We start from the raw sequence: 23894 nt of genomic DNA, 5'->3' as shown, positions 1-23894 counted from the left end.
CGAACCCCGCGAAGGTGTCTGCTGCCAGACCTCCCGTCTCGACGGGGTTGCGTCGAACCCTGCGAAGGTGTCTGCTGCCAGACCTCCCGTCTCGACGGCGTTGCGTCGAACCCTGCGAAGGTGTCTGCTTCCGGCTCGATCAGGGGGTGCTCTGCTAGGCTTGACGAGGTGAACCGCATGGTTCGCCACGCAACACAACGGAGCAGGCCGGCAGGAAGCTGGTCCTCGGTGGTGGGTCCCTCACAACGGTGAGTGATTTTCTACTGGTGACCAGCCAAGCCCCAGACGATGCAGCGTACGACGCTGCATCATCCGCCTGGGGACTTGAGTACGTACTGCGGCTCTCTCCGTGCACAATCGCGTTGATCGGCGCGTCCACTCGGACGCGCGTCCCGCCACCGGGCGGGGAGCGCACACGTATGAAGGAGAGACCTTTGGAAGGTCCAGAAATCAAGTTCGCCGAAGCCGTTCTCGACAACGGCAAGTTCGGCACCCGCACCGTCCGGTTCGAAGCCGGACGCCTCGCACAGCAGGCTCAGGGCGCCATCGCGGCCTACCTCGACGAGGAGACCATGCTCCTCTCCGCCACTTCGGCGGGCAAGCACCCCAAGGACAACTTCGACTTCTTCCCCCTCACGGTGGACGTCGAAGAGCGTTCCTACGCAGCAGGCAAGATCCCCGGTTCGTTCTTCCGTCGTGAAGGCCGCCCGTCGACCGAGGCCATCCTCGTCTGCCGTCTGATCGACCGGCCCCTGCGTCCCTCGTTCGTCGAGGGTCTCCGCAACGAAGTCCAGATCGTCATCACCGTCCTGTCGATCGCACCCGGCGAGTTCTACGACGCCCTCGCGATCAACGCGGCGTCGATGTCCACCCAGATCTCCGGCCTTCCGTTCTCCGGCCCGATCGGCGCAGTCCGTCTCGCGCTCATCCCCGGTCAGAACGGCGCAGCCGACCAGTGGGTCGCGTTCCCGAAGGTCGACCAGCTCGAGGAAGCCGTCTTCGACATCATCGTCGCCGGCCGCATCGTGACCGACGCCAACGGCAACGAAGACGTCGCGATCATGATGGTCGAGGCTGAAGCGACCGAGAACAGCTGGAACCTCATCAAGGGCGGCGCGACCAAGCCAGACGAGGCAGTCGTGGCCCAGGGCCTCGAAGCCTCCAAGCCGTTCCTCAAGCAGCTCGTCAAGGCGCAGAGCGAACTCGCTTCGCAGGCCGCCAAGGAGATCGCGGCCTACCCCGTGTTCCTCCCGTACACGCAGGCGAGCTACGACGCCGTCGCGGCACTCGCTCAGGACGAACTGGTGAACGTCTACCAGATCGCCGACAAGATCGAGCGCCAGAACGCCGACGACGCCCTCAAGGAGCGCGTCAAGGCGACCGTCGCCGAGCAGATCGAAGCCGGTTCGCTCGACGCCGAGGTGCTCACGCAGTTCTCGGCAGCGTACAAGTCCGTCTCCAAGAAGGTCATGCGCGGTCGTGTGCTCCGCGAGGGCATCCGCATCGACGGTCGTGGACTGGCGGACATCCGTCCGCTCGACGCCGAGGTGCAGGTCATCCCGCGCGTCCACGGTTCCGCGATCTTCCAGCGCGGCGAGACCCAGATCCTGGGTGTCACCACGCTGAACATGCTCAAGATGGAGCAGCAGATCGACTCGCTGTCGCCCGTCACGAAGAAGCGCTACCTGCACCACTACAACTTCCCGCCCTACTCGACCGGTGAGACCGGCCGTGTCGGTTCGCCGAAGCGTCGCGAGATCGGGCACGGCTTCCTCGCCGAGCGCGCCCTCGTGCCGGTGCTGCCGAGCCGCGAGGAGTTCCCCTACGCGATCCGTCAGGTCTCCGAGGCCCTCGGGTCCAACGGTTCCACCTCGATGGGTTCCGTCTGCGCCTCGACCCTGTCCCTGCTGAACGCCGGTGTGCCGCTGCGCGCACCCGTCGCCGGCATCGCCATGGGCCTCATCTCCGACACCGTCGACGGTGAGACCCGCTACGCGGCCCTCACCGACATCCTCGGTGCTGAAGACGCGCTCGGCGACATGGACTTCAAGGTCGCCGGTACATCCGAGTTCGTCACGGCCATCCAGCTGGACACGAAGCTCGACGGCATCCCGACCTCCGTCCTGACCGGTGCACTCCAGCAGGCGAAGGACGCTCGTACGACGATCCTCTCCGTGCTGAACGCAGCGATCGACGCCCCCGACGAGATGGCCCCGACCGCGCCCCGCGTGATCTCGGTCCAGATCCCGGTGGACAAGATCGGTGAGCTCATCGGACCCAAGGGCAAGACGATCAACGCCATCCAGGACGAGACCGGCGCCGACATCTCCATCGAGGAGGACGGCACCGTCTACATCGGCGCCGTCGACGGCCCGTCGGCCGAGGCTGCTCGTGCCCAGGTGAACGCGATCGCGAACCCCACCAACCCGGAGATCGGTGAGCAGTTCCTCGGAACCGTCGTGAAGATCGCCGCGTTCGGTGCGTTCGTCTCGCTCCTCCCGGGCAAGGACGGCCTGCTGCACATCTCCGAGGTGCGCAAGCTCGCCGGTGGCAAGCGTGTCGAGAACGTCGAAGACGTCCTCGGCGTCGGCCAGAAGGTCCTCGTCGAAATCACGAAGATCGACGACCGCGGCAAGCTGTCCCTCGCACCGGTGCTGGCTGATGAAGCCGACACGCACGGTCGCGACGCAGCGAGCGACGGCCCCGAGGCTCCTGCCGAAGGCTAGTCGGTCCCGTTCCACCGGAAACCCCGTCACCACGTTCGCGTGGAGGCGGGGTTTCCGCGTTGGAGGGTGGTGCCGATGCGTGCGCATGGCGTTTCACCGGCCGCTGCCAGGTCCGGAGCCGCGTCGGTGAGCAGCGATGACTCACCGTTCGACGGTTCTCCGGGGATTGATGACGTCGTATCGCGGCGCACGCTCGCTCGGTACGGGGGCTGGTACGAGTGGACCGCCCCACGGTCATGCACTCCGTGAGAATTACGCAACATCGGTGTGATCGATCGTTCCGGCCTTCGAGGGCGATTCCGGATGTGTACTGTATTCCTGTCCACCCGCTTTCGGGGGACACAGCGCGCCATGCCGGTACCCGTCCGGTATGACGATGACCCGTGCGAGTCGACGGTGATGTCGCTCGCAGTACCCGTAGGAGATCGATGTCCCATCCAGTCGTTCAGCGCGCCAGTCCGCTCCCCGTAGGTTCGGATCGGCGTCGCCGCCGTCCGAGCCGTTTGCGGCGCTCCGTCGCGACCTTCGCCGTCGCGGCCGTGGTCGGCGCCTCGGTCGCAGCACTCGGCCTCGTCGCCGGGCCTGCGGCTCCGGCCTCCGCCGTGCCCGCGAGCACTACGTTCTCGACTCCGGGCGGGCCGTACACGTTCACTGTTCCCTCCGGAGTCACGCAGATCCACGTCGCGGCGATCGGCGGTTCTGGATACTCCGGGACCGGGAGCCGCCTCGCCGGAGTCGGTGGCAGCGTCGCAGCGGACCTGCCGGTCACGCCGGGGCAGACCCTCCGCGTGTTCGTCGCGGGGAGCGCGAAGGGCGCTGCGGGCGGCGTCAATGGCGGGGGCAACGGATCCCTGACCTACGGGAACGCCGGGGGCGGCGGCGGTTCGTCCGACGTCCGCGCCGCGACCGGCGGTTCGAGCTCACGACTGCTCGTCGCGGGCGGCGGCGGAGGTACGTCGTTCTGGGGTGACGGTGGAGACGCCGAGGGCGCCACCGGCGCGCCTGGAACGAGCATCGAGTCGCTGTGCGCCCCCGGACCCACCGGCGCAACGCAGACCGCCGAGGGCCCCGGCGGCATCGTCCCAGGCACCTGCGACGGCACACCGGGCACTGCCGGCCTCGGTGCGAACGGCGGAACCGGAGGCGAACGGCCGAGTGGGAACAACGGCGGCGGTGGCGGAGGCGGCGGCTACTTCGGAGGCGGCGGCGGCAACGCGTACTCCGGTGGCGGCGGCGGATCCAGTTGGGTGACGCCGACCGCGACCGGGGTCTCGCTCGGTGCTGCGGCCAGAGGCACCGCTCCCTCGGTGACCATCTCGTACGAGCGCCTCCCCGCATCGGCCATCGCCGTCACCGCCTTGGACCTGCAGCTGACCGCGGACGGATCGACGTCGACCGTGGTCGACGCCTTCCTCACCGACGTGAACGGGAACCCCGTGCCTGGAGAGGCCGTCTCCTTCCGATCAAGCGACGCCGCACAGTCGTTCGGACAGGTCCAGGACCAGGGCGACGGGCACTACACGGCAACGCTCACAGCCTCGACCGTGGCGGGCTCGACCACCATCACAGCGGAGCTCGCCCGTACCGACCCCGTCCTGTCCGACACGGTCACCGTGGAGCAGATCGCGGGCGCCGTCCACGACGTGCGTCTGGAACTCAGTGCCGCGAGCATCCTCGCGAACGGTGTCGCCACGACGACCGTCACGGCGGTAGCGAGCGACGCGAGTGGCAACGCGCGCTTCGGCGACGAACTCGCGGTCACGTCCACCGACGCCGGTCATCGGATCGGTGAGGTCGTCGACAACGGCGACGGCACGTACAGCGTCCAGATCACCGCCTCCACAACGGTCGGCGTATCCACGATCACCGTGACGGATCGGAGCTCCGTTCCGCCGCTCGTCGACCGTGCTCGCGCCGACGGGCAGGCCGGAGCCGAAGCTGCGGTGTCCGACGCTACGGACTCCGATGCTGCGGTCTTCGACGTGGATCCGGACGGCAACGTGTTCGGTACGGTCGAGCTCACGCAGACCGCCGTTCCGCAGCCGTCGCCCTCGCCGTCCGCTCCCGCGAGCCCCACGACGTCGGCCGGTCCGAAGGCCGGCACGGGCCCGCTCGCGGCGACCGGGTTCGACACCGGTCTCCTGCCGCTCGGTGCGGCCGCGATGCTCGTGCTCGGAACGGTCGTGTTCCTGTCACGTCGACGGAGCGCTCGCGCCTGACCCCGCTCCTGTGTGCACAATTCCGGAATTCGTGTGGCTGATGAGGCCGAGTAAGCGTTGTCCCGGCAATGCAAGCGCATTCCGGGCGAAGAGTTCCGGAATTGTGCACAGATCAGGGGCTGTGATGGGGGAGGCTATCGGGGCTGTCCTGACGTTGGTGGCCAACCGGTGAGCGGGATGACCTGTCGCGCAGCGCGGAGACGAGCGCCCAAACAAGGCTTGCTGCCGCGCCGAGGATCGCGAGGACGAAGACAACACCGGTGAATCCGATTGACCCAACGGTGTGTTGTGTGTCGGCAGCAATGGCAGCCGTGAACGTCTGGTCGGCAGACCACGCAGCGACTGCTCCACAAGCGGCGAAGACTGATATCGGCGCAATCGTTCGTACCATGCGGCGCTTCCGCGCCGTATGTGAGGACCTCGCTTCGCCTGTCACGGGTTGCATCCTGCGGCTACGGTCGCGGCATAGCCGACATCTGGGCGCCAGGAGTCGAGATTCCAGGGCTGCTTCGTCCACGCATTGACGACGTGACAGACCAGCTGATCCCGGTACTTTCTTCCTTGATAGCTGGAGTTGACCCACAGCTTGTACTCGTCACAGACGGCGTCAGGGAATTTGATCGCGTCGGGATTGCTCGTGCGGAAGACGGAAGTCGTGATTCCGTTGGGTGCGCCCACCATCTCAATGCTCCGAATGTACGTTCCACGGACGGCAGGATCGGCGACCACGGGATATGAGACTTCGTCCTGCCGGTGTTCGACCGTTTGAACAATTCGATCTTCAACCACCGCGTAGTGGGTCCCGACCGTCCGACCGTTCGAATCAAAGGCCCATGGTACTTCGACCACAGCTATGCCGTTGTGCCATCTGTCGAAGACCATGATGGCCCCGTCGTCCGTCGTCTCGAGCCGAGGGGCGGTGCCGTCCGTGAGTGAGACGTGATACTCGAACTCCACCGGTGAACTCCGGTCTCCGATCACGACACCTGTCGAGAACCCACCTGAAACGGTGTTTTCAGCACTGAAGTAGTCGGTGGGTGAGCTGGAGTTGTATGCAGTCACACCAGGTGTGACCTCTTTACCCCCTTCTACCGACTCGTGGCTGCGAATTCTGATGTTCACGCCGAGGCCTTCATGAGGAGTGAGGGTTGCACCGTCCGAAAGCTCGTCTCCGAAAGACACGTCGGTGTCGTGATGGCCTGCCTCCTCCGTCGGTGTTGAGGCGCTCGCAATGACTGCCGGTGCTGCAGCTGCGAGAGCCTCAAGGACCGCGTCCGGTTGAGTTGGTGGTGCGGCCGAGACGGTGAGAGCAACGAGCGCGGCCAAGGCGCAGGCCGATGTTGGGCTGAACATTTCTTCCTCGATTCTGACGGTTTGATTCGCCCCGGATCAGGTACCGTGGGGCGATGCGCTAGTTCACCATGAAGAGTGTGAGTTGTTCAAGTATTTTGTTTGATATCTAAAGTATATTCTGATTCCAGTCTTCTCGATTTACAGAAGCGTGTCGAAGGTTGAGGGATCGGGCGGCGCAGCGTAGCCTCGGATCACTCCGCGACGACGCGGGGGCACGGCACCGCCCACAAGGCACCGCCGTGAGGTCACCGAATTCAAGGCGGCGTGCATCGTGTCGATGGAGACTCACACCCATTCCCAGCAGGAGCGACTTCACCGCGCAGGAGGTGACGCCTCCCAGCAGCACGACTCGCAGCAGAACTCGCCGCACGACCGGCAGCACGACCCGCAGCAGGGCGATCTCGTCCAGTTGCTGAGTCCGGACGGAGAACGCGTCGGCGACCAGCTCTACGACATCTTCGTCACCGACATCACGACCGATCGCCTCATCGAGCTGTACGAGGACCTCGTCGTCACCAGGCGCATCGACGCCGAAGCGACAGCGCTGCAACGCCAGGGAGAGATCGGACTCTGGCCACCGCTCCTCGGGCAGGAAGCAGCGCAGATCGGTTCAGCCCGAGTGCTCCGACCGGACGACTTCGTGTTCACGAGCTACCGGGAACAGGCCGTCGCGTACTGTCGTGGCGTCGAACTCGCCCAGCTCATGAGCATGTGGCGCGGAACCGCCCTCTCCGGCTGGAACCCGTACGACGTCGGCATGGCGACGCCGGCGGTCATCATCGGCGCCCAGACACTCCACGCGACGGGCTGGGCGATGGGCAGTCGCCTCGCCGGAGCCGATTCCGTCGCCGTCGCCTACTTCGGCGACGGAGCGACGAGCCAGGGCGACGTCAACGAAGCGCTCGTCCTCGCGGCGAGCTTCCAAGCTCCGGTCGTCTTCTTCTGCCAGAACAACCAGTACGCGATCTCCGAACCCGTCGGCTTGCAGGCACGTCGTCCCATCGCCGATCGCAGTCCCGGATTCGGAGTGCCGAGCATCCGCGTGGACGGCAACGATGTGCTCGCGGTCATGGCGGCGACCCGCATCGCCGTCGACCGTGCACGCGACGGCGGAGGGCCGACGTTCATCGAAGCGGTCACGTACCGGATGGGCCCGCACACGACCTCGGACGATCCGACGCGCTACCGTGACGAGACCGAACTCGCCGAGTGGCGGGCGAAGGACCCGATCCTGCGCGTCGAGCGGTTCCTGGAGCGGGAGGGCCGCTTCGACGACGCTGTGAAGACACGGGTCGCGGCCGCCGCAGACGCCGCCGCGGCGGCAGTGCGGGCCGGATGCATCGCCCTCGAAGCGCCGGCGCCGCTCGAGGTCTTCGACGACGTGTTCGCCACCCCGAACGCGGAACTCGAGCGACAACGCGACGACTACGCGGCCTACCTCGCGATGTTCGAGGGAGGCGCACGATGACGCAGCTGACGCTCTCGAAAGCGATCAACACAGGACTGCGAAAAGCGATGTCCGATGACGATCGGGTGGTGCTTCTCGGTGAGGACATCGGCAAGCTCGGGGGCGTCTTCCGTGTGACGGACGGCCTGCAGGAGGAGTTCGGGACGGATCGGGTGCTCGACATGCCGCTCGCAGAAGCCGCGATCATCGGTGCGGCGATCGGCCTGGCGTTCCGAGGATTCCGCCCCGTGTGCGAGATCCAGTTCGACGGGTTCATCTACCCGGGCTTCGACCAGATCGTGGCACAGCTCGCGAAGCTCCACTACCGGACGAAGGGCGCCGTCACGATGCCCGTCACGATCCGGGTGCCGTACGGCGGAGGGATCGGAGCGGTCGAACACCACTCCGAATCACCTGAAGCGTATTTTGCGCACACCTCCGGGCTCCGTGTCATCACCTGCTCGAATCCGCAGGACGCCCACACGATGATCCGACAGGCGATCGCGTGCGACGACCCCGTGCTCTTCTTCGAACCGAAACGGCGGTACTGGACGAAGGGCGACGTCCTTGAGACGATGCCGGACGATGCGATGTCGTTCGAGCGGGCACGAGTCGTCCGCTCAGGCGGGGACGTGACACTCGTCGCGTACGGGCCGCTCGTGCAGACGGCGCTCGACGCCGCAGCGGCGGCCGAGGACGACGGGATCGCGATCGAGGTCGTCGACCTGCGGTCACTCGCACCCGTCGACTACCCGACGGTCGCCGCATCGGTCCGGAAGACGGGACGACTCGTCATCACGCACGAAGCGCAGCGCTCCGGAGGCATGGGAGCGGAGGTCGCGGCAACGCTCACGGAACGCTGCTTCGACTTCCTCGAAGAAGCACCGGTCCGAGTGACGGGCTTCGACACGCCCTACCCGGCATCGACGTTCGAGGAGCACTTCCTCCCGGACCTCGACCGCCTGCTCGACGCCGTCGACCGAGTGCTCGGACGACCGAACTCGATGACGGGACGAGGGGACGATGCGGGGGTGGCGGGTGCTTCCCGTGCTTCCGATGCCGTCCCTGCCGGCTCCGTGCGAGGGGAGGACGCATCGTGAGGCGCTTCGTCCTGCCGGACCTCGGCGAGGGTCTGACCGAATCCGAACTCGTCTCCTGGCGTGTCGCCGTCGGCGACCGGGTGGAACTCAACCAGGTGATCGCCGAGGTCGAGACCGCGAAAGCGCTCGTCGAACTGCCGTCCCCAACCGCGGGGTTCGTGAGCCGTCTGTATGCGGAGCCCGGAGCGACCGTGCTCGTCGGTGAGCCGCTCATCGACTTCGACACGGGTGACGCCCCACGAGTCGAGGCCGCTCAGGAGCCTGCGAATCGGGTCCCCTCGGCAGAACGGGAGTCGGTGCTCGTCGGGTACGGCCCACGCGTGGAGAGCGGGGCGAGGCCGAGGCGTCGTGAGCGCGCCGTCGCGGATGCCGTCGGCTCGCTCGCGCAGACGTCGATCGGGGCCCTTGCGTCGACGCCGATTGCCGAGACGGCGCCGGCAGCCGCCGTTGAGGCCTCACCGGTCAGTCGTCCTCGTTCGACCCCGCCGGTTCGTCGTCTGGCCCGCGACCTGGGTGTCGATCTCGTCGGTCTCGTGGGAACGGGGGCCGGGGGGCGGATCTCGCGTGAGGACGTCGAGGCTGCCGCCGGTGATGCTGCAGCCGACACCTCCGCCGGGAGCACCGCGATGGCGACGCCGACAGGGCGAGGAACGACTCCGCCGGTCTTCGGCGTCGCCTCCGATGTCGCCTCTCCGACCGATGGCGTCCCTCCAGCGGCGGACGACGGCACCGTCCGTCGCCCCATCACCGGCGTGCGCCGTCGGACCGCAGCGGCCATGGTTTCGAGCGCGTTCACGGCGCCGCATGTGACCGAGTTCCTGACGGTCGACGTCACACCCACCATGACGCTCATCGATGCGCTCGCCGGCTCTCCGCGGTCCGGCGATCATCGGGTGAACATCCTCACAGTGCTCTCGAAGGCCGTGTGCATCGCCGTCAAACGCACGCCGTCGGTCAACGCCAGATGGGACGATGACGCGCAGGAGATCATCGAGTTCGGCCACGTGAACCTGGGGCTCGCCGCTGCGACCCCTCGCGGACTCCTGGTGCCGAACATCGCCGGGGCCGACCGGCTCAGCCTCTTCGAACTCGCCGACGCCACGAGATCGCTCGTCCTCGATGCACGCGAGGGGCGCACGACCCCCGCGGCGCTTACCGGCGGGACGATCACGATCACCAACATCGGCGTCTTCGGTGTGGATGCGGGGACGCCGATCCTGAATCCAGGGGAGGCGGCGATCATCGCGCTCGGTGCGGTTCGCCGTCAGCCGTGGGAGTTCGAGGGCGGGATCGCGTTGCGACACGTCGTGACGCTCGCGCTGTCGTTCGACCATCGTGTGGTCGACGGCGAGCAGGGTTCGCGGTTCCTCGTCGACGTCGGCACCATGCTCGCCGATCCCGCCATGGTCCTCACCATGGTCTGAGCAGCCCGTGGTGTGTGCACAATTCAGGAACATTCGCGCACTTCAGGTCCGATTCCCGCCAACAAGCGCTTTCCGGTCCTGAATTGTGCAGACGTTCCTGAATTGTGCAAACGGCTTCAGAGGCGGAAGGTGTGGATCGGGATGTCGGCGACGAGACGACGAGCGACGGCAGCGGCATCGTCCTCGGACATCTGTCGGGTGGCGACGAGCCCGGACAGGTACGCCGCATCACTGCGCCTCGACATGTCGTGGCGGGCGGGGATGGAGCAGAACGCACGCGTGTCGTCGATGAAGCCTGACGTCTTCGTGAAGCCGGCACTGTCGGTGATCGCCGCACGGAACCTCGCGATGCCGGCGGGGGAGTCGAGGAACCACCACGGAGCACCCGCGTACACGGAAGGGTAGAACCCGGCCAACGGAGCGATCTCCCGTGAGAAGACGGTTTCATCGACCGTGAAGAGGACGAGACGGAAGGTGTCGTTCGTACCGAAGTCGCGGAGGATCGGGGTGAGCGGAACCGTGTACGAGCTGACGGCCGGGAGGTCGTGGCCCGTGTCCGGTCCGAAGCGGTCGAAGGTCGGCCGGTGGTGGTTGCGGATGACGCCGGGGTGCAGCTGCATCACGAGGCCGTCCTCCGACGCCATCTCGGCGAGCCGGTACAGCATGTTGCGGCGGTAGGCGGCGGCGCCCTCTGCCGTGATGGACCCATCGAGCCCGGCACGGTGCAGGCGCTCCGCATCCTCGACGGCGAGCGGCTCGGATCCCGCATCGATCACCCCTGTGTCTGTCGCCGTTCCGCCTGCAGCGGCGAACGCCGCACGGCGGGCGCGGAGTGCGTCGAGCAGTCCGGCGTAGCTCGAGGTGTCGACGCCGCTCCGTTCTGCGAGGCGGTCGAGGCGTCCGGCCCAACCCTGCTCGTCCGGGTGCATGTAGCGGTCGGCGCGGAAGGTGGGCAGCACTCGTCCCGTGAAGGACGGGTCATCGCGCAGGGCCAGGTGCGCACTGAGATCGTCGGCGGGGTCGTCGGTCGTGGCGAGCACGCTAATGCGGAAGCGATCGAAGAGGGCACGCGGGCGGAACGCGTCACTCGCGAGCGTCTCGTCGAGCTGGTCGTAGAGCTCGTCCGCGTTCGCGGCGGACGGGTGCTCGGTGAGCCCGAACACCTCGCTGAACTCGGATTCGAACCAGCCGCGGACAGGTGTTCCGAGGAAGTCGTCCCAGTGCTCCGCGAGCCGGCGCCAGATCTCCCGGCCGGAACGCTCCGGCTCTGGCCCGAGGCCGAGCGCGTCGAGCGGGACGCCGACGGCGTGCAGCATGCGGGTGACGTAGTGGTCGGGCGTGATCAGGAGCGCGGCGGGGTCGGGGAAGCGCTCGTTGCGCAGCAGCACATCGGCTTCGACGTGGCCGTGCGGCGAGTAGATCGGTGCGTCGGCGACCTCGGCGTAGAGCCGACGGGCGATCGCGAGTTGCGTCGGCTCAGCCGGCAGGAGGCGGTCGGGGTGTGGGATGAGGGCGGTCATCGTTGGCCTTTCGGAGTGAGCGTGGTCGGCTGCAGCGGTGCCGGTCCGGTCGAGGAGCGGACGGTCAGGTGGGTGGGCAGCGTCGCGGTCTGGCGGCGGAGCGTGGGGATGTCGGCGTCGATGCGGGAGAGCAGCATCGACACGGCGGCACGGCCGGCCTCCTCGATGGGCGCGGTGAGGGTGGTGAGGGGAGGGTTGCAGAAGTCGGCGCCGAAGATGTCGTCGCAGCCGACGATGCTGATCTCGTCGGGGACGCGGATGCCCCGCTCGGTGAAGCGCATGAGCATCCCGATCGCGAGGAGGTCGTTGAAGGCGATGCACGCCGTCGCGTTCGTATTGAGGACGGCGTCCGCCGCTGCGGCGCCGGCGTGCTTCTTCGGGGAGAAGGGGCCGACGCGGATGGCCTCGACGCCGTGTTCCGCCGCGGCGAGGACGAGTGCCCGCCACCGTCCTTCGTTCGGCCAGGAGGTGGGCGGTCCGGAGACGTAGGCGATCGTGCGGTGCCCGAGGGACACGAGGTGGCCGAGGGCTTCGTGCACACCGCGCGGGGTGTCGATGTAGACGCTCGGGACCGATGCCGTCTGCCGGTTGATGGCGACGAGCGGGATCTCCTTGGCGAGTGCGGTCAGACGGCGGTCCGTGAGTCGTGATGCGGCGAGGATCGCCCCGTCGTAGGAACGCCGCAGCTTGTGGAGCATGCCGTCCTCGAGCTCGTCCGACTCTTCGGTGTCGATCAGGATCTGCGTGTATCCGGCGGCTTTCAGCTGTTGCTGCGTGCCCCGGATGATGCCGAAGTAGAAGGGGTTCGTCACATCGGACACGAGCACGGCGATGGCGCCCGTCCGTCCAGAGGTGAGCGCACGGGCGTGCGAGTTGGGCGTGTAGTCGAGTTCGCGTGCGATCCGTTCGATCCGTTCCCGTGTCGTCGCGTTCACCCGATCAGGGTTGGAGAGAGCGCGCGACACGGTGGAGATCGCCACACCGCTGGCCGCCGCGACGTCGGCGAGCGTCGCCGGTCGTGGGTGCCTCGCATCACCGAGAGGTTCCATGCGAGCAGCAAACCACACGATGGCAAGAAGTGGCAAACGGTTGCCTTCCGGTTGCCGAGCTGTTTAGAGTTCGAGGCAGTCTCCCCGATGACCCATCAGCCGGTCGCCTTCGAGACCCCCATTCCACTCAAAGGAGAGTCACGATGAGAGCAGCACACGCGCTCGGTACGATTGCGGTCATCGCCGTCGCCGGCCTGGCCTTGCAGGGATGCTCGGCCGCAGCACCGTCCGACGGAGGATCCTCAGGCGCCCTCGACGGCAAGGGCAAGACCCTCACCATGATGGTCGCCGCGAACGGCCTCTACCCGGAGCAGCAGAAGGCGTGGTTCCAAGACGTCTCGGACCGCTTCGAGAAGGAGACGGGAGCCAAGGTGTCGTTCGAGACCTTCGCCTCCGCGAACGACGAGCTCACCAAGATCCAGACGTCCGTCGTCTCCGGCCAGGGCCCGGACATCTACGGCCTCGGTACGACGTTCACCCCCACGGCCAGCGCGACGGGCGCGTTCGTCACCCTCGACGACGCCGCCTGGGACAAGGTCGGCGGCCGTGACCGCTTCGTTCCGGCCACGCTCGGCATCTCCGGGCCGGACAAGCAGCACGAGGTCGGCATCCCCTTCGCGAGCCGTCCCTTCGTGATGGCCTACAACAAGGACCTGCTCGCCGCGGCCGGCATCGACAAGCCTGCGACCACGTGGGACGAGCTCGGCGAACAGGCCGCCAAGCTCACCTCCGGTGACACCTACGGCCTCGCGATCGCCTACGCCGCCAGCTTCGACCCGTGGAAGTTCATCTGGGGCATGTCCATCCAGGCGGGCAACCCCATCCTCGACGGCAAGAAGGCGCAGATCGACGATGCCGCGACCAAGAAGGCCTATGAGGCCTACTTCGGGTGGATGACGAAGGAGAAGGCCGTCGATCCGGCAGCCGTCGGTTGGAAGAACGCCCAGGCCGTCGCCGCATTCGCGAGCGGGAAGGCTGCATACCTGCCGATGACGTCCGCGACGTCGAAGGTCACGCTCGACGCCTCAGGGGTCGCCGGCAAGTACGCCTACGCGCTCCTCCCGACCGTTCCGCCGGGCGAGACCTCGACCCCGAAGGACGGCAAGCCGGCCACGAGCATCATCTCGGGCGACAACCTCGTCGTGGCCAAGTACTCGCAGAACCAGGACCTCGCGTTCGCCCTCATCAAGATGCTGACGAGCGAGGAATCGCAGACGTCCTACTTCACCACCTTCGGCGAGCTGCCGACGAACGCGGCGGCCGCGAAAGCGCTCGAAACCGACAACGCCGACCTCGCACCCATCGTCGAGTCCTCCGCCGGGTCCGTCGGCACCCCGTTCAGCGGTGCGTGGGGCGACACCCAGCTCGCCCTCGTGAACGTCGTCGTCCAGCTCATCCCGGAACTCTCGGCCGGGGATGTGAGCGACGCCTCGCTCGGGAGCCAGCTGAAGACCGCGCAGACGGCGGCCCAGTCCGCGCTCGACAAGGTCAAGTAGCGGACCCGACATGACCAGTCAGACGATCACCCCGGGTGCGGCCACCGAGTCGCACCCGGCGGACCAGGCGGGGGACCGCGCTCGCCGCGGTTCCTCACGGGTCCCGTCCCCGCAGCAGCCCAAGCGGGTCAAGACCGTGCAGGAGCGCAACCGCCCGCTGTGGATGCTCATCCCCGGCGGCGTGCTCATGGGGCTCGTCATCGCGATCCCGCTCCTCATCGCCGTCTACATCTCCCTCCTCGACCTCGACCAGTACACGCTGCGCAGCTGGCTGCAGGCGCCGTTCATCGGGCTCGGGAACTTCGTCGAGGCGTTCACCGCATCGCCGCTCCTGCACTCGGTGTGGATCAGCGTCTCCTACGCCGTGATCGTGTCGGTCGTGACGATGCCGATCGGCATCGCCGCCGCCCTCGCCACGCAGAACCGGTTCCGCGGGCGCGGCCTCGTCCGCTCGCTGTTCCTCATCCCGTACGTGCTCCCCGCGTTCGTGGTCGGGACGGTGTGGCGCACGATGATGCAGCCGGGCGGCGTCGTCGACTCCGGGCTGCAGTCCATCGGCATCAACAGCGGCCTGTGGCTCAACGGGCCGCAGAGCTACTGGACCCTCATCATCGTCCAGGCCTGGTGCTCGTGGCCGTTCTTCTACCTGCTCGTCCTCGCGGGCCTGCAATCGGTCGAGCAGGAGGTCCACGAAGCGGCCGCGCTCGACGGCGCACGCTGGTGGGCGAAGCTCCGCTACGTCGTCTTCCCCTACCTCAAGGGCCCCGTCGCGCTCGCGTTCATCATCTCGCTGCTGCACAACATCAACAGCTTCACGCTGCCGTTCGTGCTCTTCGGGATCCCGGCGCCGAAGGACGTGGAGGTCCTGCCGGTCCTCACCTACATCACGAGCTTCCAGAGCTTCCGCTTCGGGCTGAGCGCCGCGATGGCCCTCGCCTCGCTCGTGCTCGTCGCCATCCCCCTGTTCATCTACCTGCGAGCCGTGAAGCTCGACACCGGAGACGAGGTGAAGCGCTCATGACCGCCACCAGATCCATCGTCGTGCCCCGCGCAGTCAACCGCAGCGGTCGTCCATCGCCCACCAGACGCGACAGCGATGTCACGCGCCTCCTGCCGAGGCCGTTGCTCGTCACGGTCGTCACCGTGCTGCTCGTCGTGGTCCTCGCGCCCGTCCTGTACATCCTGTTCGCCTCGGTGAACTCGGACGTCTCGGTCGCGAACGGCGCATTCTTCCCGACCGAACTGCACCTCGACAACTACCTGAAGATCTGGACGACCGTCGATCTCCGCAACGGCCTGCTCAACAGCGTGCTCGTGTGCGGCGCCGTCGCGGTCGTGAGTGCCGCGATCGCCGTCACGACGGCCTACGTGCTCGTCCGGTACGCGTTCAAGGGCCGCCTCACCGTGCTCCGCGGGCTCCTCGCGCTCCAGAGCATCCCCGGCACCCTCATGCTGCTGCCCGTCTTCGTCCTCTTCGCGAGTGTCGCGACGGCCCTCGGCATCCAGATCATCGGAACCAGATGGGCGCTCGGGATCACCTACCTCACGTTCGCCCTGCCGTTCTCGACCTGGGTCATGGTGACCTACCTGCGCGGTCTGCCGCGCGAACTGGAAGAAGCGGCACGGATCGACGGAGCATCGTCGTTCCGCATCCTGACGCAGATCGTCGTGCCGCTCAGCTGGCCGGGCATCGTCGTTTCAGGGATCTTCGCGTTCCTGCTCGGCTGGAACGACGTGCTCTTCGCATCCGTCATGACCAACGCGGAGTCCCGCACGGCGGCCGTCGCCCTGCAGGTCTTCGGAGCCACCCAGGAGGGCGGCGCGATACCGCTGTACGGGCAGATGATGGCGGCCTCGCTCATCTGCGCCGTGCCGGTCGTCGTCCTGTACCTCGTTTTCCAGCGCTACCTCGTCGGTGGCCTGACCGCAGGAGGAGTCAAATGAACCACCCGTCCACCACAGCCACCACGCTCGACCCGGCCTGGAAGCTCTCGGGCTTCGGCGACGAGATCGATGCGGACCCGGCCATCCAGGTCGCCGTCCTGCAGGGTCTCGGGGCAGCACACATCGAAGTGCGGAGCGCCTGGGGCACGAACATCGTCGATCTCGACGAGGACGGCCTCGAACGCCTCGCCGACGTCTTCACCGAGCGGGAGATGGGGGTGTCGGCGATCGCGTCCCCCATCGGCAAGGTCGACGTGGGCCTGCCCGTCGAGCACGAGGTCGAGCGGCTCGGCCGAGCGATCCGCGCCGCGCACCGGCTCGGCACGGAGTACATCCGCATCTTCTCCTACTACCGACAGGACGGTCTGGCGCCTGCGGACGTCCGCGACGGGACCCTCGTCCGGATGCGGGCGCTCGCCGACCTCGCGGAGGCCGAGCAGGTCGTGCTCCTCCACGAGAACGAGAAGGACATCTACGGCGACACCCCGGAGCGCGTGCTCGACGTCATCGAATCGGTCGGCTCCAACGCCCTGCGCGTGGCCTGGGACAGTGCGAACTTCGTGCAGGTCGGCGTCGCGAGACCGTTCACCGACGGGTATGCGATGCTCCGCCCCCACCTCGAGTACCTGCAGGTGAAGGACGCGATCGCCGCGACGGGCGAAGTCGTCCCAGCCGGCGAGGGCGATGGTGAAGTCGCCGCGACCGTCGAAGCGCTCGCCGCAGACGGGTACACGGGCTTCGCATCCCTCGAACCGCACCTCACCGACGTCAATTCCCTCGGAGGCTTCTCCGGTCCGGCCGCCTTCGGCCGGGCCGCACGAGCGTTCGCCGCCATCACCGACCGCATCGGAGTCCGCACAGCATGACCGATCCAGTACAGACCGAACACGCACAGTCCGCTCAGCCGCTCGGCGTCGCGATCGTTGGCTGCGGCATCATCGGCTACAACCACGCTCGCGCGATCGCCTCGCTGCCGGATCTCACGATCACGGCCGTCGTCGACGCGATCCCGGCCGCAGCGGTCGCCCTCGCCGATGAGATCGCCGGTCCGATCGGAGCCCCACGACCCGGCGAGTTCGCTTCGCTCGCGGATGCGCTCGCGGACCGTCTCGTCGACATCGTCGTCATCTGCACCCCGAGCGGTCTGCACGTGCAGCTCGCGGAGGAGGCCATCGCGGCCGGCAAGCACGTCGTCATCGAGAAGCCGCTCGACGTCACGATGGCGCGTGCCCGCCGCATCCGCGATCTGGCAGCCGAAGCCGCAGAGCGCGGCATCGTCGTCTCGGTCATCAGCCAGCACCGCTTCGACCCGGCGTCCGTCGTGGTCGCCGAGGCCGCCCACCGCGGCGACTTCGGTCGCATCACGAGCGCCGTCGCATCGGTCGCGTGGTGGCGGAGCCAGGAGTACTACGACTCCGGGACGTGGCGCGGCACCTGGGAGCTCGACGGCGGCGGAGCCGTCATGAACCAGGGCGTCCACACAGTCGACCTGCTCGTCTGGTTCCTCGGCGAGCCCGTCGAGGTCTTCGCACAGACGGCGCTCCTCGCCCACGAACGGGTCGAGATCGAGGACGTCGCCGTGGCGACCGTCCGGTTCGCCTCCGGAGCACTCGCCGTGGTCCACGCCACGACCGCCGCCTACCCGGGCCTGTCGGTCCGGCTCCAGGTGCACGGCGACCGCGGGTCCGCGACGATCGACGACGACCAGCTGGGCGTCTTCGCCATCGCAGGCGCCGACAGCGCCGCCGACGGGGCGGGCGTCGTCAACCGCGCCGCCGACCTCGTGCCGGCCACCGAGGTCGTCGGCAATGCGCGCGACCCGAAGCGGTTCGTCATCGGGCACGCTCGCCAGTACGCCGACGTCGTCGAGGCGATCGCCGAGGGGCGCGCACCCGGCGTGACCGTCGACGACGCGTTCCTGTCGCTCGCCGTCGTCCGGGCGATCTACCTCTCCGCGACCCTCGGCCGCCAGGTGCTCGTGGAGGACGTCCTCTCCGGCTCCTTCGACGAACTCCTCGTCACGACGGGCGGCGCAGCATGAAGTTCTCCGTCTTCACCGCGTCGACGCCGGACTGGACTCCCGAAGAGGCCGCGACGACCCTCGCCGCTCAAGGCTGGGACGGCATCGAATGGCGGGTGACCGATCAGGCGGATGCCGAACACCCCGGATTCTGGGCCGGCAACCGCTCGTCCTGGCCGATGACGGGTCTCGAGGCCTCGCTTCCCGAGATCGCGCGGCTCACCCGCGGATCCGGGCTCGAGTACTCGGGCATCGGCGGCTACCAGCGGTGCGACGACCACGATGGCGTCGAGCGCATGCTCGCTGCGACGGCCGAGCTCGGTGCACGACAGGTGCGGGTGACGATGCCGCCGCTCGGCGGCATCGGCGGGACCGACTACCGGGAGCTCTTCTCCGGTGCTCGGGCCGATCTCGAGTGGGTCGCCGAGCGGGCATCCGCGCATGGCGTTCGTGCTCTCGTCGAGCTCCACCACAAGACGATCACGTCCTCCGCATCGGCGGCGATCCGTCTCGTCGACGGCCTGGACCCGGCAGCGGTCGGCGTCATCCACGACCTCGGCAACCTCATCATCGAAGGCCACGAGGACCATCTCGCCGGCTTCCAGATGCTCGGCGAGTACCTCGCTCACGTGCACGTGAAGAACGTCGCGTGGCGTGAGACGGCGGCCGACGGGTTCGACGGATCCGCCGTGTGGCAAGAGGACTGGGCCTCGCTCCGCGCGGGACAGGCCGACGTCTCGGCGTACCTGCGTGCCCTCATCGCCCACGGCTACGACGGCTGGATCACGGTCGAGGACTTCTCGACGGACCTCCCGCTCGCCGAGCGCACGGCGGACAACCTCGCGTTCCTGCGCGCCGCGCTCGCGGCGGAGCAGGATGCGGCGGCGTCAGCAGCATCGACCTCGGCGACCGAGACTGCGACGGAAGCCGCGGGCGCCCGTGGCTGAGCAGGTGCCGGTCGTGGAGACGTCGGACGGTGGCCGACCCGCCGTCCGGATCGTCCACCTGGGCCTCGGGGCGTTCCATCGCGCCCACCAGGCCTGGTACACGCACCTCACCAACGAGCTGACCGACCGGTCGGAGGAGCGATGGGGCATCGCCGCCTTCACCGGTCGGTCGCCGGATGCCGCCGACGCGCTCAACGCGCAAGACGACGTCTACACGCTCATCGAGCGCGGCGGCGAGACCGACAGCGCGATGCGCATCGACAGCATCGTCGAGGCCCATGACGGTGCCGACGGTGAGGCCTGGCGTCGGCTGCTGGCCGATGCGGACGTCGCGGTGCTGACGCTCACGATCACCGAAGCGGGCTACCGGTTGGGGGTCGACGGCGGACTGGACTGGGCGGATCCGGCCGTTCAGGGGGACCTCGCGTTCCTTCGGCGTGACGGCGATGCCGGAGGCGATGGGCCGACTGGCGCGGCCGTGTCAGCAGCCGTGTCAGCAGCTGTGACCGCACCGGGCCGCATCGTCGACGGCCTCCGCGCTCGCCGTGGGGCCGAATCCGGACCCATCGCCGTCGTCAGCTGCGACAACCTCGACGACAACGGCGGACTCGTCCGCTCGGTCGTCCTCGATCTCGCGACGCGCCTCGATGACGGTCGTCTCGACACAGGCCTCGCCGACTGGATCACCGCGAACGTGTCCTTCGTCTCGACCATGGTCGACCGCATCACGCCCGCGACCACACCGGCCGACGCTGCGACCGCGGAACGGTTGACGGGAATCGCCGATGCCGTCCCGGTCGTCTGCGAGCCGTTCAGCGAGTGGGTGCTCGCGGGGGAGTTCCCCGCCGGTCGCCCGGCCTGGGAACGGGCCGGCGCCACCTTCGTCGAGGACATCGCCCCGGCCGAACGACGGAAGCTCTGGCTCCTGAACGCCGGGCACTCGCTCCTCGCCTATCGCGGCCTGCTCGCCGGACATCGGACGATCGCCGAGGCGATGGAGGACGACGACTGCCGCGACGCGCTCGAATCGCTCTGGTCCGACGCCGGCGAGGTCCTCGACCTCGACCCGGCCGCTCTCGAAGCCGCCGTCCAGGCCCTCCGGTCACGCTTCACGAACGCGCGGATCGAGCACCGCCTCGCGCAGATCGCGGGTGGCGGCTCGCAGAAGCTGCGTGTGCGCATCGCGGACGTGATCCGTGCGCGACTCGACGCGGGACGCTCGGCCGGCGACGCCCACTGCGACGTCATCGCCGACTGGATCGCCCACCTCGACGGCCCGGATGTGTCGGATCCAGGCGCCGCGCCCCTCATCGAAGCGCTCGGCGGTCTCGATCCGGCCGATGATCGTGCGCGAGCCGAAGCCGCCGTGCGCTTCCTCGCACCGGAGCTCGCGGATCTGCCCGGTGTGATCGAGCCCATCACGAACCGCCTCGGACGGACGGTGCAGCGCACCATGTGATCCGCACAGCGCGGCCGTCCGCACCCTCAGACCCACCCAGAAATGATCCGCGAGCACCCGGAGAACCCCATGAAGATCGTTGCAGCCGACGTCATCGTCACGAGCCCCAACCGCAATTTCGTGACCCTGAAGATCACGACCGATGAAGGGATCACGGGCCTCGGCGACGCGACCCTGAACGGCCGTGAACTGGCCGTCGTCGCCTACCTCGCCGAGCACGTCGCACCGCTCCTCATCGGCGCCGACCCGCACCGCATCGAGGACATGTGGCAGTTCCTCTACCGGAGCGCGTACTGGCGCCGCGGTCCCGTGACGATGGCGGCGATCGCGGCCGTCGACGTCGCTCTGTGGGACATCAAGGCGAAAGCGGCGGGCATGCCGCTCTATCAGCTGCTCGGCGGTGCATCGCGCACCGGCCTGCTCGCCTACGGGCACGCCTCCGGCAAGACGAACGAGGAACTGTTCGACTCGATCCGCGAGCACCAGGAGCAGGGGTACAAGGCGATCCGTGTGCAGACCGGGGTGCCCGGCCTCGAATCGATCTACGGCATCGCGTCGAATGCGACGCTCGAGGGTAATGAGGGCGTTCGATACGACCACGAGCCCGCCCAGCGCGGCGCTCGTCCGGCGCAGGAGGACTGGGACACCCGGGCGTACCTCCGCCATGTGCCGACGGTGTTCGAAGCGGTGCGCAACGAGTTCGGTCCGGAGCTTCCGCTCCTGCACGACGCCCACCACCGGATGACGCCCATCCAGGCCGCGAAGCTCGGCAAGTCCCTCGAACCGTACGACCTGTTCTGGCTCGAGGACTGCACGCCGGCCGAGAACCCGGAGGCGCTGCGTCTCGTCCGTCAGCACACGACGACGCCGCTCGCGATCGGTGAGATCTTCAACACCGTGTGGGACTATCAGCAGATCATCCGAGAGCAGCTCATCGATTACGTGCGGAGCGCGGTCACGCACACGGGCGGCATCACCCACCTGAAGAAGGTGCTTGAGTACGCGTCGCAGTACCAGATCAAGTCGGGCATGCACGGGCCGACCGACATCTCGCCGGTCGGCATGGCGGCGGCGATGCATCTGGGGCTCGCGATCCACAACTTCGGCATCCAGGAGTACATGCAGCACGGCGAGCGCACGAACCAGGTGTTCCAGCAGTCGTTCACGTGGCAGGACGGGTTCCTGCACCCGGGCGACGCCCCCGGCATCGGGGTGGACCTCGATGTCGATGAGGCGGGCAAGTACCCGTATGAGCAGGCGTACCTGCCGTACAACCGTCTCGCGGACGGCACCGTCCACGACTGGTAGGGCCGACCGGGCCTTCGGTGAGCACTTCGACAGGCGCAGTGACCGGCCCCTCCGGTCCCTGAGCCTGTCGAAGGGTGGAGCTCCCTGTGGACAACTCCAACGCGCGCGCCCGAACTCCGCGAGCATCGTTTGCATGCCATTCGTCTACATCCTCCGCTGCGCCGACGCGAGCTACTACACGGGAAGCACCGTCGACCTCGAACGTCGGATGACCCAGCATCAGTCCGGCGAGGGCGCCAACTACACGGCCGATCGGCTTCCGGTCGTCCTGGTCTGGGCTGCTCAGCTCGACCGGATCGATGAGGCGTTCGCATTGGAGAAGCGCATCCAGGGGTGGAGCCGCGCGAAGAAGACGGCGCTGATCGAGGGGCGCCTCGATGATTTACCGGGCTTGAGTCGATCGAAGGGGGCTGGAGTGGACCCGCGGTGAGCACTTCGACAGGCTCAGTGACCGGACTCCCGGTCCCTGAGCCTGTCGAAGGGGGCTGGTGGTGTGGTGCGCCCGGTCCCTGAGCCTGTCGAAGGGTGGGGTTGGTGGTGTGGCACTTCGACAAGCTCAGTGACCGGACCCGACAGGCTCAGTGACCGGTCGCGTCAGATGCCGCGGTCGACGAGGTCGAGCAACCGTTCGATCGAGAGGTCGATCATCCGCTCGTCGAGACCACGCAGGGGGCCGTCGATGACGAGCATCCCCAAACCGTGCACGGACGACCACGCGAGCAGCTCGGCTCCCAGTCGACGCTCCGGCGGCAGGACACCGGCAGCCGTCAGCTCGTCGAGCACCACACCGAGGGTGCCGAACGGCGTGAGGCCGGAAACCCCCTGCTTCGCGAGCGACGTCGCCTCGCTGAGATCGTGCGGCACCGAGAAGGCCGCGCGGAAGAGGCCCGGCTCCTCACGCGCGAACCGCAGGTAGCCGGTGCCGACGGCGCGGAGCCTCAGGCGAGCGTCCGCCGCCGGATCGCCGATGGAGGCGATGCGGGCCAGCTCCGCCGCCATGTGGTCCGCGGCGTACCCCTGAGCGGTGTCCGAAACCGCCCGCACGAGCGCATCACGATCCGCGAAGTGCCGGTATGCGGCATTGGGGGAGACGCCGGCCTGCCTGGTCGCCTCACGGAGCACGACCGCATCGGGGCCACCGCGCCTGGCCATGTCGAGTCCCGCGTCGAGCAGCGCCTGTCGCAGATCGCCGTGGCGATACGTGGTGCGGGCGGGAACCGGGCCGGTCATCGATTCCCCCTGGACGGATGCGGGTCGCTCTGGCATTGTGAACAGTGTACACATCAGCGAGTGCGGCTGGTGCCACGCGGAATCCTCCAACGGTGCGCGTGAGCAATGAGTTCAACGACGAGGAGTGGCAGATGGTTCAGTACGCAGACGTGTTCAGTGGTTTCGCAGTGGATGACATCGATGCCGCGGAGCGGTTCTACGGCGAAGCGCTCGGCCTGACGGTCGTGAGGAACGAGATGGGTTTCCTCAACCTCAAGCTGCCGTCGGGAGGGGTCGTGCTCATCTACTCGAAGCCGCAGCATGAGCCGGCCTCGTTCACGATCCTCAACCTGCAGGTCGACGACATCGACGCCGCCGTGGACGAGCTCAACTCGCGCGGCGTGGTCACGACGATCTACGGCGATGACTTCCCGACCGATGAGAAGGGGATCATGCGCGGCAACGGGCCCGACATCGCCTGGTTCAAGGACCCGGCGGGGAACGTCCTGTCGGTCCTGCACGGCTGAATCCGGCGCCCTTCGACGGGCTCAGGGACCGGCTGCCCGGTCACTGAGCCCGTCGCAGGGCCTGCCGATCAGGCGCCGGGCCGTGCCTCCCAGTGGCCGGCCCGGTCACTGAGCCTGTCGAAGTGGCTGCCGATCAGCGAGCGGCG

The 23894-nt window shown here is 67.8% G+C and carries 19 protein-coding genes; 15 read left to right on the top strand and 4 right to left on the bottom strand.

Features of this window, described 5'->3' with window-relative positions; all coding sequences use genetic code 11:
- The first annotated feature begins 434 nt into the window (after positions 1 to 434).
- Together ACQ3HB_RS17425 and ACQ3HB_RS17420 are read left to right on the top strand one after the other, a co-directional pair.
- On the top strand, positions 435 to 2726 hold the full coding sequence (locus ACQ3HB_RS17425) for a polyribonucleotide nucleotidyltransferase (protein WP_430921738.1): 2292 nt from the start codon (positions 435 to 437) through the stop codon (positions 2724 to 2726).
- Positions 2727 to 3154: 428 nt separating this feature from the next.
- The gene (locus ACQ3HB_RS17420) at positions 3155 to 4945 is read left to right on the top strand and encodes an invasin domain 3-containing protein (protein WP_430921737.1); all 1791 of its coding nucleotides are present in this window, start codon (positions 3155 to 3157) and stop codon (positions 4943 to 4945) included.
- Between the two features lie 432 nt (positions 4946 to 5377).
- Here the strand turns inward: ACQ3HB_RS17420 and ACQ3HB_RS17415 are convergent, their stop codons facing one another.
- Positions 5378 to 6298: a DUF2599 domain-containing protein gene (locus ACQ3HB_RS17415; protein WP_430921736.1), complete on the bottom strand. Its 921-nt coding sequence runs from the start codon at positions 6296 to 6298 to the stop codon at positions 5378 to 5380.
- A 277-nt stretch (positions 6299 to 6575) separates the two neighbouring features.
- Here ACQ3HB_RS17415 and pdhA point away from each other — a divergent pair, with 277 nt between their 5' ends.
- From pdhA to ACQ3HB_RS17400, 3 genes are read left to right on the top strand one after another with little or no spacing between them, the layout of a single operon-like run.
- Entirely contained in the window at positions 6576 to 7766 is a 1191-nt protein-coding gene (gene pdhA, locus ACQ3HB_RS17410) for a pyruvate dehydrogenase (acetyl-transferring) E1 component subunit alpha (RefSeq protein ID WP_430921735.1), read from the top strand.
- The gene (locus ACQ3HB_RS17405; RefSeq protein ID WP_430921733.1) at positions 7763 to 8845 is read left to right on the top strand and encodes an alpha-ketoacid dehydrogenase subunit beta; all 1083 of its coding nucleotides are present in this window, start codon (positions 7763 to 7765) and stop codon (positions 8843 to 8845) included. Before pdhA ends, ACQ3HB_RS17405 begins: the two co-directional genes overlap by 4 nt.
- Positions 8842 to 10269 (top strand): dihydrolipoamide acetyltransferase family protein, encoded by a 1428-nt coding sequence (locus ACQ3HB_RS17400; protein ID WP_430921731.1) that lies wholly within the window; start codon positions 8842 to 8844, stop codon positions 10267 to 10269. Before ACQ3HB_RS17405 ends, ACQ3HB_RS17400 begins: the two co-directional genes overlap by 4 nt.
- A 116-nt stretch (positions 10270 to 10385) precedes the next feature.
- Here the strand turns inward: ACQ3HB_RS17400 and uxaC are convergent, their stop codons facing one another.
- Both uxaC and ACQ3HB_RS17390 read right to left on the bottom strand, forming a co-directional pair.
- Complete coding sequence (gene uxaC, locus ACQ3HB_RS17395) at positions 10386 to 11789, bottom strand: glucuronate isomerase (RefSeq protein ID WP_430921729.1); 1404 nt, start codon at positions 11787 to 11789, stop codon at positions 10386 to 10388.
- Positions 11786 to 12838 carry a LacI family DNA-binding transcriptional regulator gene (locus tag ACQ3HB_RS17390; protein ID WP_430921727.1) on the bottom strand — a complete coding sequence of 351 codons (1053 nt, stop codon included), beginning with the start codon at positions 12836 to 12838 and terminating at the stop codon, positions 11786 to 11788. Before ACQ3HB_RS17390 ends, uxaC begins: the two co-directional genes overlap by 4 nt.
- A gap of 143 nt (positions 12839 to 12981) precedes the next feature.
- Between ACQ3HB_RS17390 and ACQ3HB_RS17385 the strand changes: the two genes are divergently transcribed.
- The 9 genes from ACQ3HB_RS17385 (at position 12982) to ACQ3HB_RS17345 (ending at position 22442) form a co-directional block, all read left to right on the top strand.
- On the top strand, positions 12982 to 14334 hold the full coding sequence (locus ACQ3HB_RS17385; RefSeq protein WP_430921725.1) for an ABC transporter substrate-binding protein: 1353 nt from the start codon (positions 12982 to 12984) through the stop codon (positions 14332 to 14334).
- Between the two features lie 10 nt (positions 14335 to 14344).
- Positions 14345 to 15355 carry a carbohydrate ABC transporter permease gene (locus ACQ3HB_RS17380; protein ID WP_430921723.1) on the top strand — a complete coding sequence of 337 codons (1011 nt, stop codon included), beginning with the start codon at positions 14345 to 14347 and terminating at the stop codon, positions 15353 to 15355.
- Positions 15352 to 16278: a carbohydrate ABC transporter permease gene (locus tag ACQ3HB_RS17375; protein WP_430921721.1), complete on the top strand. Its 927-nt coding sequence runs from the start codon at positions 15352 to 15354 to the stop codon at positions 16276 to 16278. The genes ACQ3HB_RS17380 and ACQ3HB_RS17375 overlap by 4 nt, the downstream gene beginning before the upstream one ends.
- Positions 16275 to 17144 (top strand): sugar phosphate isomerase/epimerase family protein, encoded by an 870-nt coding sequence (locus ACQ3HB_RS17370; RefSeq protein ID WP_430921719.1) that lies wholly within the window; start codon positions 16275 to 16277, stop codon positions 17142 to 17144. Before ACQ3HB_RS17375 ends, ACQ3HB_RS17370 begins: the two co-directional genes overlap by 4 nt.
- Positions 17141 to 18319, top strand: coding sequence for a Gfo/Idh/MocA family protein (locus ACQ3HB_RS17365; protein ID WP_430921717.1), 1179 nt, complete (start codon positions 17141 to 17143; stop codon positions 18317 to 18319). The genes ACQ3HB_RS17370 and ACQ3HB_RS17365 overlap by 4 nt, the downstream gene beginning before the upstream one ends.
- Positions 18316 to 19245, top strand: a complete 930-nt coding sequence (locus ACQ3HB_RS17360) for a sugar phosphate isomerase/epimerase family protein (RefSeq protein ID WP_430921715.1) — start codon at positions 18316 to 18318, stop codon at positions 19243 to 19245. The genes ACQ3HB_RS17365 and ACQ3HB_RS17360 overlap by 4 nt, the downstream gene beginning before the upstream one ends.
- Complete coding sequence (locus tag ACQ3HB_RS17355; protein WP_430921714.1) at positions 19238 to 20704, top strand: mannitol dehydrogenase family protein; 1467 nt, start codon at positions 19238 to 19240, stop codon at positions 20702 to 20704. The genes ACQ3HB_RS17360 and ACQ3HB_RS17355 overlap by 8 nt, the downstream gene beginning before the upstream one ends.
- A 69-nt stretch (positions 20705 to 20773) precedes the next feature.
- Positions 20774 to 22012 (top strand): D-mannonate dehydratase ManD, encoded by a 1239-nt coding sequence (gene manD, locus ACQ3HB_RS17350; RefSeq protein WP_430921713.1) that lies wholly within the window; start codon positions 20774 to 20776, stop codon positions 22010 to 22012.
- 133 nt (positions 22013 to 22145) lie between these two features.
- Complete coding sequence (locus ACQ3HB_RS17345; RefSeq protein WP_430921711.1) at positions 22146 to 22442, top strand: GIY-YIG nuclease family protein; 297 nt, start codon at positions 22146 to 22148, stop codon at positions 22440 to 22442.
- 164 nt (positions 22443 to 22606) lie between these two features.
- Here the strand turns inward: ACQ3HB_RS17345 and ACQ3HB_RS17340 are convergent, their stop codons facing one another.
- Positions 22607 to 23278, bottom strand: a complete 672-nt coding sequence (locus ACQ3HB_RS17340; protein WP_430921709.1) for a TetR/AcrR family transcriptional regulator — start codon at positions 23276 to 23278, stop codon at positions 22607 to 22609.
- A gap of 95 nt (positions 23279 to 23373) precedes the next feature.
- Here ACQ3HB_RS17340 and ACQ3HB_RS17335 point away from each other — a divergent pair, with 95 nt between their 5' ends.
- Positions 23374 to 23748, top strand: a complete 375-nt coding sequence (locus tag ACQ3HB_RS17335; protein WP_430921707.1) for a VOC family protein — start codon at positions 23374 to 23376, stop codon at positions 23746 to 23748.
- Positions 23749 to 23894 lie beyond the last annotated feature (146 nt).

Origin of the sequence: Plantibacter lichenum (assembly GCF_050587525.1) — a bacterium.
In the GTDB taxonomy this organism is placed as follows: domain Bacteria; phylum Actinomycetota; class Actinomycetes; order Actinomycetales; family Microbacteriaceae; genus Plantibacter.
Note: the sequence above shows the minus strand (reverse complement) of the source record. Positions and strands in the feature narration are given on the sequence as shown.